Here is a 1454-nt window from a genome sequence, read left to right as displayed (position 1 = left end):
TGAACTGACCCCCAATCGTTGGACGGTTAGTTCTCTTAATCGGCGACCATGGCCTGAGTCCTGTATTGCACGGGGCTCAGGCCCTTTAGTCTCTGCTTGATCCGCTGATGGTTGTAGTAGTGGATGTAGTCGGCGATGCCTTTCTGTAACTGCTCAACGGTGTCGAACCGGTTCAGATGGAAGTACTCCGCTTTCAGGGTGCCGAAAAAACTCTCCATGGCGGCATTGTCCAGACAATTCCCTTTCCGTGACATGCTGCGCAGTATCCGCTTCTCCGCCACCAGGCGACGATAGTTAGGGTGGCGGTAATGCCACCCCTGATCCGAGTGCAATAGAGGCCGATCACCTGGCCTCAGCCGGTCGAAGGCACGCCTCAACATATGCCTCACCAAGCTGAATACCGGTCGTGGCCCAGTCTGGAAGGCGATGATCTCGCCGTTATACAGATCCATGACCGGTGACAGGTAGAGCTTCTGGTCACCGACCTTGAATTCGGTGATGTCGGTGACCCATCGTTGATTCGGTCCTTGGGCCTGAAATCGGCGCCGTAGCGTATTCGGGGCGGCGTAGCCCTCGGCTCCTCGATAAGCTCGATACCGCTTGGGGCGAACGCGGGACTTCAAGCCCAGTCGTTGCATCAACCGCTGGACGGTCTTGTGATTGATCGTCTCGCCTGCCAGGCGCAGTACAGCGGTGATACGGCGATAGCCATAGCGTCCCTTGTGGTGATCATAGATCGCCTGGATATGCGCCTTCAGAGGCGCATACTGATCGCCAGCCCTCAGGGCCTTGAGCTGGTAGTAGAACGTGCTGCGCGGTAGTGATGCCGCACGCAGCAGCAACGCCAGTGAGTGCTCATGCCTTAACCCTTGGACGGCTTGGGCTTTTTGCCCCGTGTCGTCGCCCGCTTCTCTCGGGCCAAGGCATCGAGCTTTTTTAGATAGGCATTCTCCGCCCGCAGATAGGCCAGCTCCTCGAGCAACTCCTCATGAGAGCGCTCACCATCGGTGGGAGACTCGGGCGGTGGAGAAGGAGGCTTCTGGGGCATCGGGCGGCGTCCTGTACGTTTCGGTTCCAAGGCGGTTAGGCCCCCACTATGGTACTGGCGTTCCCATCTGCCAATAGCGCCAGCGGCACGGATATCAAACAATATCTCGGTCTGTCGGATCGACAAGCCGTCGCGCCACATCTTTTCCAGCACCTCACGCTTGAACGCTGGGCTGTAGTGACGGCGTGTCTGGCGCAATCCTGAAGGCCCATGTTGCCGGTACTGTTCTACCCATCGCCTGACCATGGAATAGTCCAGGCCAAAGTGGCGGGCGGTCTCTTTTAGGCCGACCTTCCCATACAGGTATTGCTGTACCACTTGCCACTTAAACTGGTCGCTGTACTGGTTCCTCATAGAAACACCCCGAAGGTTGGATTGGGTGTCCAACTTTCGGGGTGCAGTTCAC

At 57.6% G+C, this 1454-nt stretch carries 1 protein-coding gene; it reads right to left on the bottom strand.

What is annotated here, in order from left to right:
- Positions 1-35: 35 nt before the first annotated feature.
- Positions 36-1402 (bottom strand): IS3 family transposase gene (locus C8E00_RS16565; RefSeq protein ID WP_243833219.1). Its coding sequence is split into 2 segments (ribosomal slippage): positions 36-940 and positions 940-1402, totalling 1368 coding nucleotides; the frame shifts between segments, so codons are not numbered across the junction.
- Positions 1403-1454 lie beyond the last annotated feature (52 nt).

The organism is Chromohalobacter marismortui, assembly GCF_004364315.1.
Lineage (GTDB): Bacteria > Pseudomonadota > Gammaproteobacteria > Pseudomonadales > Halomonadaceae > Chromohalobacter > Chromohalobacter marismortui.
This window is presented reverse-complemented; position numbering and strand designations above follow the sequence as displayed.